Origin of the sequence: Methanobrevibacter sp. (genome assembly GCF_017410345.1) — an archaeon.
Classification (GTDB): Archaea; Methanobacteriota; Methanobacteria; order Methanobacteriales; family Methanobacteriaceae; genus Methanobrevibacter.
The window spans coordinates 24,820-31,578 of sequence record NZ_JAFQQZ010000018.1 but is presented as its reverse complement, the minus strand read 5'-3'; the positions used below and the strand labels follow the sequence as shown (position 1 = coordinate 31,578).

Here is a 6,759-nt window from a genome sequence, read left to right as displayed (position 1 = left end):
TTTTATTTATTTTTTATTTTCATCAACTCATAAAGGGGATTAAAATGTCAAAAGCATATTTTTTAAATGAATTAGCAGATTCAGTATCTTCCTTAAGCACTTTTTCAATCAATCAGCTTGCAGATTCCATTGGAGGAAAGATTTACGGATCTGATGACTACAAGGCTTCAAACGGATTTACAGGAATCTTTGAAACCTTGAACGAAGCTCAAGAGGGAGACATTGTAATAAGGCATTGGATCAATGGAAAGGGTGTTGAAATAGCAAATGACAAGAATGTGGCTTGCCTAATCACATTGACCCCTAAGGAAGATGCCTTGGAAATGGCTGAGAAGCTTCAGTTTCCAGTTATTGTGGTTGATAGGATTGAATTTGCAAATGCATTTGCAATAAAATGGACAATTGACAATTTGGTTCCTGACTCCAAAAGAGTTGTTATAAGTGGAACAAACGGAAAGTCCACAAGTTCCCATTTGATTTACCATATCCTGTCCCATGCAGGTTTCAATGTCTTTACAAATACCGATGCAAAATCCGAATTCAACACATTGATTGACCCTATGGTGGCCAAACTGATCTCTGAAGAGGTTTTGGCAAAGCAGGGAGTGGACCCAAGAATATTCAATTTCATATGCGACATTCCAAACAAGGAAGTCTTTGACTATCTTGTAATTGAAGTTTCAGAGGTTCAAGGTTGGGGAACTGACTTGATGAAAGACCATGCATGGATCATGTCTTCAGCAATCAATCCTGATGTCGGTGTCGTAACAAACGTCACAATGGACCATATAGGTCTTGTAAATTCAATTGAAGAGGTGTTTGAAGAAACTTCCGGCGTGGTCAAGGCTACAAATAAGGGAGGAATTGTCCTTAATTTTGATGATGAGAATGTCTTAAGGATGAAACAGTTTGTTAATGAAGGTGTAGACACTTACTTCACTTCCATGGAAAAGCAATTCATTGAGGAATATGATGCAGATAATGATAAGAAGGTCTATTTTGACACAGAAGAGAAAGTGATTAAGTATGATGGAAAGGCGATTCTGGAATTTGAAGAGCTTCCATTTACTGGAGACCATTTCATCAGAAACATCCTATCAGCCATTTCAGCTTGCATCTCCTTGGAGATTCCAATTGAAGATATTAAAGAGGGAGTAAAGACTTATAGGCCTTTAAGCAGAAGGTTCACACGTCTTTACGATGAGCCTATCGTCATAGATGACTTTGCACACAACCCCGATGGAATAAAGAATACTGTCAGGGCAAGCTATGATTTGGCGGAACAGTTGGATAAGGACAATCTATACATTGCATGTGCAATCAGAGGTTCCCGTGGAGAGACCTTGAATGGTCTCAATTCAGAGGCTTTGGCAGAGGTAATCAAGGAATTGCGCCATAGAAATGATGATCTGATTGAAAAGGATTCAAGTGCCAAAAAGAGGGAAATCTATCTGACTTTATCATCAAGTGTGGACTTAGTGGATCATTTGAATTATGTTGAAGACTTTGAAAAGGATATTTTCTTTGCCAATTTGGATAATGAACGCATCAAATACAATCATTTTGAAAAACTGTATGATGCATTGGGATACATTATGGAAACAGCAGGCAAGGATGATGTGGTATTATTGATTGGTGCACAGGGAATGGATCCTGCATCAGATGTATTGAAGGACATTTTAGGACATTAATTTGATTTTAAAATAAATTTTTAATATGGATTTTTTATAATTAATTTTAAGAAAATATAGGTTAAAATTATCTATTTTTTGATAATTCCTATTTTTAAAGGTTGTTTTTATGAGCGAATTTTGTTTTAGTTTCCTGGAAAATCAATTCAGAGACATTTATCTGGACTGTGCTAGGATGGATAAGAACTTGATTGAAGGAGATGGAGTTGAAGCCATTCTAATCGCTGGAAGGATAGCTGAAAAGATTACTAAGGCAATATTTGCCTTTGAAGGAATCAAAGATGATGAGAACAGCCAATACAAGAGAATCGAAAAGTTGAACAATGCAAATATATTGCCCAACAATATAAAGAGTGACTTTTCAAAGCTTAGAAGATTGAGAAATGATGTTTATCACAATACATTAAACAGTGATGGAACAGGAGGATTCAAGTCTCCATCACAAGCAAACAGGCCATATGTACAGAATGGTGGTTTAAGGGATTATAAAACTGGTTTTAATGAAGTTAATGATGATTCTTCTTTTGATGAAGATGAATATCAGATCCAATCCACTTCCAATCCTCTTCTATCAAAAGGTTCAGCAACTGATATTGGCGGAGAACTTCAGGCTGCGAGTGAAGCCCATAAGATAATATTCAATATATGTGTCTGGTTCTATGTAAATTATTCAGGTGATAAGGATTTCATCAGACCTAAGTATAAGCTTAGCAGAAGAACACAGGATGCAGACTTTTTAATTAGGCTCAAATCAGCCATCAACGATGGAAATGATTTCATAAGATTAAGGCAATCAAGTCCAAACAATGAAATAGTCCAGATATTGAATGAACTATATATTCCTAAAGTGAAGGAAGAAAAGCAGGATGATTTTGTCTATGGAATCAACAATAAGGAAATCAAGATAAGGCAACCTGATGTCCCATATTCACAATGCTTGGGAATTTCCTATGATGACAATCTTTTCATGTGGAAGGCAGAGCATGGAGATAAGGAATTGGGATTGTATCAATCTTCAAAAGAGGCTTTTGAAGCAAGGGAAATCTACATAAGTTCCATTCCAATGCCTAGGAAAATTGGTGGGGCCTATTCCAAGTCAAGGGGAATTTCATTCAGCAAATTGCAAAAGCTATGGACTGTAAGCGTCAAGGGAAAAATAATCTCATACCATTCAACTGAAAATGAAGCAGTCAAGGCAAGAAAGGATTATTTGAAATCAAACGGCTTGGTTGATGTTAAGGTAAAAGGAGGCTATAAGACAATCACCATTGAGGAAAGGGATAGGTTAAGGGAAAAGGCAAAAGAGAAAGTTAATAAATCCAATGTTTCCAAACCAATTAAGACCATTGATTCAAAGTCCAGCATAAAGGATGAAATTGATAAGAAAGATAGCAAATCCAAATTGGATTATGCTAAAGAGTTTGAAAATAAAAATAAAAACAAAGTTAAAGTTCAAGATGGAAATAAGGTTTCATCAGAAAAGGCTAAAAGGAAGGTTAAGGTAAGCGGAGGAGCAAAAGTTTCCAAATCCAAATCTGGATCTGCAACAATCCATAAGAAGGCCTCTAAGTATGAAGGAGTTTATTATGAGGATGGATTGTTCATGTGGAGTGCTGAAGTTGACGGCAAACATTTAGGTCTGTTCGACACAGAAGAAGAGGCTCATAAAAAAAGAGAGGAATATATTAAAAACAGATCTTGAGAATGATTCCTATTGATTAAAACAATTTGTATTGATTAAAATAATTCTAACTAAATAAAATAATTCTAACTAAATAAAATAATTCCTGTTAAGTAAAATTATTCTTAATAATAAAAATAGTTCTTATAAATTCAAATAATATTGAAAAAGCTGTAGTGATAAAAATGATGTCCAATTTCAAATATTGCCCGATGTGTGGAACACCAAGAGATGATGATGCCCAATTTTGCAAGAATTGCAATTTTGAATTTTTAGTTGGAAAATATGTAAAGGTAGAAGATGAAAAATATGCAGATGATTCAAAAATTACTGTTGAAAAGGTATCTCAGGAAGAGTTTGTTGAATCGAATGATATCTTAAGACAAACTAAGGATAAAATTAATTATTCCATTGCCAAGTACTTGAATAATGAATTGACTAATCAATTTAATGGAAAGTATGATAAAAACATTGATATTGGTATAAGTGAGTATATATCCAGTAGTTTAAATAACTCATTTGATGACAGTTTTGAAAAAAATGATCTTGAAAATATTGAAAATTTGCTTCATGATGAAAAGTTCATGGAATCAAAAAATATTTTCATCCAATGGATAGTTGAAAATAGGGGTCACTTGCCTGGCATGGTATTGAACCAATACAAAATTCCAATTCAAGGCAATGTTGGAAATTTGAAAAAAATACTTTCACTTGATCTTGCCCCAAGTGATGAAAATGAAAAATTCAAAAATTTATTGAATGATTATTTGAATTTTGAAAATGAGTTTTTGGATAATTTAATCTAATTTTCATTTTTTTTTATTTTGAAATTTTATAAGAAATAATTATTTTTTTAAAAAAAGAATTGATGATAGAAAAATTATTTTCTATCAATTAATAGTTCACCAGCTACTCCAATGCTTTCTGGAGGCAAGGCTTCCACCAATACGGTAATTGCTTCGATTGGCAAATTATATGCTTCCGCTACAGCTTCACTGACTTTTTTTACCATTTCTCTTCTATTTTCTACACTTATGTTTGGATTTCCAACGATTGTTACAACAGGCATTATTTCACATCCTTAATTGGTTAGTTTAGTTTATTTTTTTTATTATAAATATTATTTTTCTTTAATCAGTTTATTTTTTCTTTTTTTAATATTGTTTCAATCTTGTTATAAAATTATAATTTTTTTGTAAATTTAAATCATTTTATGATATTATAATCAATTAATAAAATTGATATGAACTTAAAAAATTGATTTAAGAATGTAAAATTATTTATATTAAAAATAAAAAGATTTAAATAGTTTATAGATAAAAATAAAAGCATATAATATTTCTCGGTGATTCAAATTTCAGATAAATTCTATGACAAGACCTTTAAATTGCAGAGCATTAAGCATTTTGAGAGTCTATGCTTTAATTGTGGCATATTTATTGAATTTGATCACTTCTTGAATTCTGAATTGGTTGATGATGGCGGAACTACCTATCATATGGATATTGCCTTTGAGGATAGAAGGGGATTCATTGTGATAGTTGAATTCCAAAGTTCTTTTGTTAGTGAGGAGGATATTGATAGGTTTATGAAATATGCCGTTCTTACTCATCTTAGGGAAGGAAAAAACGTACATATTTATGTTATCAGTACTGCAGAAGAACATGATAGGGTTATTAGACGAAAATGGAATTTATTTAATGAGTTTACTATTTATATCAAATCGTTAAAGTCCATTGACGGAAATAAAACTTTAAATAGGATAAAACAAAGAATAGAGAATAATGAATTAAATAATGGCGATATTGCTGAATTAGAAACAGTTATTTTTATGAAGTCTGATAAAACGGTAGTTGAGTTATTGTGGGAAATTTGCCATCTGGTCAATGAGATAGAGGGCATGGATGAAAATGAAATGTATGATTTAAAGATGTTTTTGGAGATGTATATAAGGAAATTTGTCGAAGATAAATGGGAAGCGGAAATGTTAATGGAGTTGATCGAGATGAAGAAGGATTTGTTTCATAGGACTGTTGATACCATAATTAGCAGAGGCGAAGCCATTGGTGAGGCCAGAGGTGAGGCCAGAGGTGAAGCTAGAGGTGAAGCTAAAATCATAAATAAGCTATTAAACAATGGCTATGATTTGGATGAGGTATGTGCAATGGTTAATTTGGATAAGGCTTATGTATTGAACCTATTGGAAACATCATAATTATAAAAATGTTTATTTAATAAAAATTATATATTAAGATTTAATTAAAACATTTTTATGTGATATGATGATTAAAAGAAGGTTTTTGAAAATTTTAATTGTAATTTTTCTAATTCTTTTGGCATTGTCCATTTGCGGAACCATTTTATTGTCAATGGATGATAGCTCAAATTATGATTTGGGCCATGATGATGTCTCAGTTGCAGTTACTGGAGATGTTATGTTCGGCCGTAAGATGCCTGCTGTTTTGGACTCTGGCGAAAGCCCATTCAGATATGTTGAAAACGTTACCAAAAATGCGGACATTCTGCTTGTGAACTTTGAGAATCCTGTAACCACATCATCTTATGCGGTTAAAGGGGATGTGCCGTTGAAGGCCAATCCTAAATATACCTATCTATTGGCAGGTGCCAATGACAATGTTGTGGCATCACAGGCAAATAACCATGCTTTGGATTACGGTACAGTGGGCCTCAATGAAAGCATCAATAACTTGAAGGAAGCAGGCATTTATGTGATAGGTGCAGGAATGAATATAGACGAGGCAACAAAGCCTGTAAGCATAGACTGCGGAGACAGAAAGGTCACCATATTGAATTATATGGATGCTGACAACTTCAGGGAATACAGGGGAGTGATGGATCCTGCAACAGCCAACAGTTCAGGATACTCTGCATATGACACAGAACTTGCACAGAGACAAGTGCAGGAAGCCCGTGAAAACGGCTCAAGCATTATCATTGCATATCTCCATTATGGAAACGAATATAGCCGAAGCCCTAATGAAAACCAGATAAAGATATCCCATGAACTGATCAATGACGGTGCGGATATCGTAATAGGATCTCATGCTCACGTTACTCAGGGAGTAGAGATGTACAATGGAAAGCCTATTTTCTACAATTTGGGAAATTTCATATTTGACCAGTCAAACCCTGCTACCCACAGGTCTTATTTCCTTAATTTGGATTTGGTTGAGGACAATTGTACCGTGACACTTTATCCAACTTATGTGTCCAACTATTTGCCTCACTTCATGGATTCCCAATCTGGTAAGGCATTGATAAATGAATTGAATCCACATTGCGATGACTTAAAGGTAAATGATGATGGTACTGGCAAATTGACATTTAGATTAGGTAAGATAACTAATGAAACCAGTTAAGATTTAA

The 6,759-nt window shown here is 33.7% G+C and carries 7 protein-coding genes; 5 read left to right on the top strand and 2 right to left on the bottom strand.

All coding sequences use genetic code 11. The annotated features are described in order from the left end of the window. The first annotated feature begins 44 nt into the window (after positions 1-44). The 3 genes from IJE13_RS02165 (at position 45) to IJE13_RS02155 (ending at position 4,178) form a co-directional block, all read left to right on the top strand. Positions 45-1,691 (top strand): Mur ligase family protein, encoded by a 1,647-nt coding sequence (locus IJE13_RS02165; protein WP_292776515.1) that lies wholly within the window; start codon positions 45-47, stop codon positions 1,689-1,691. A 109-nt stretch (positions 1,692-1,800) separates the two neighbouring features. Continuing rightward, positions 1,801-3,393 carry a hypothetical protein gene (locus IJE13_RS02160; protein WP_292776513.1) on the top strand — a complete coding sequence of 531 codons (1,593 nt, stop codon included), beginning with the start codon at positions 1,801-1,803 and terminating at the stop codon, positions 3,391-3,393. Positions 3,394-3,584: 191 nt separating this feature from the next. Continuing rightward, complete coding sequence (locus tag IJE13_RS02155) at positions 3,585-4,178, top strand: hypothetical protein (protein ID WP_292776511.1); 594 nt, start codon at positions 3,585-3,587, stop codon at positions 4,176-4,178. Positions 4,179-4,252: 74 nt separating this feature from the next. Here the strand turns inward: IJE13_RS02155 and dmpI are convergent, their stop codons facing one another. Both dmpI and IJE13_RS02145 read right to left on the bottom strand, forming a co-directional pair. Beyond that, positions 4,253-4,441 carry a 4-oxalocrotonate tautomerase DmpI gene (gene dmpI / locus IJE13_RS02150; RefSeq protein ID WP_292776509.1) on the bottom strand — a complete coding sequence of 63 codons (189 nt, stop codon included), beginning with the start codon at positions 4,439-4,441 and terminating at the stop codon, positions 4,253-4,255. A 345-nt stretch (positions 4,442-4,786) separates the two neighbouring features. Next, a complete protein-coding gene (locus IJE13_RS02145; protein WP_292776507.1) occupies positions 4,787-5,008 on the bottom strand; it encodes a hypothetical protein in 222 nt (73 codons plus the stop codon). Positions 5,009-5,203: 195 nt separating this feature from the next. On the opposite strand from IJE13_RS02145, the gene IJE13_RS02140 reads away from it, so the two are divergent. Beyond that, a complete protein-coding gene (locus IJE13_RS02140) occupies positions 5,204-5,587 on the top strand; it encodes a hypothetical protein (protein WP_292776505.1) in 384 nt (127 codons plus the stop codon). Positions 5,588-5,672: 85 nt separating this feature from the next. Next, complete coding sequence (locus IJE13_RS02135) at positions 5,673-6,752, top strand: CapA family protein (protein WP_292776501.1); 1,080 nt, start codon at positions 5,673-5,675, stop codon at positions 6,750-6,752. Positions 6,753-6,759: the final 7 nt, after the last annotated feature.

Excerpts from the sequence above, each read along its gene's own strand:
- dmpI (WP_292776509.1), bottom strand. The coding sequence starts at position 4,441 with ATGCCTGTTGTAACAATCGTTGGAAATCCAAACATAAGTGTAGAAAAT.
- IJE13_RS02145 (WP_292776507.1), bottom strand. The coding sequence starts at position 5,008 with ATGTACGTTTTTTCCTTCCCTAAGATGAGTAAGAACGGCATATTTCAT.
- IJE13_RS02155 (WP_292776511.1), top strand. The coding sequence starts at position 3,585 with ATGTGTGGAACACCAAGAGATGATGATGCCCAATTTTGCAAGAATTGC.
- IJE13_RS02160 (WP_292776513.1), top strand. The coding sequence starts at position 1,801 with ATGAGCGAATTTTGTTTTAGTTTCCTGGAAAATCAATTCAGAGACATT.
- IJE13_RS02165 (WP_292776515.1), top strand. The coding sequence starts at position 45 with ATGTCAAAAGCATATTTTTTAAATGAATTAGCAGATTCAGTATCTTCC.
- IJE13_RS02140 (WP_292776505.1), top strand. The coding sequence starts at position 5,204 with ATGAAGTCTGATAAAACGGTAGTTGAGTTATTGTGGGAAATTTGCCAT.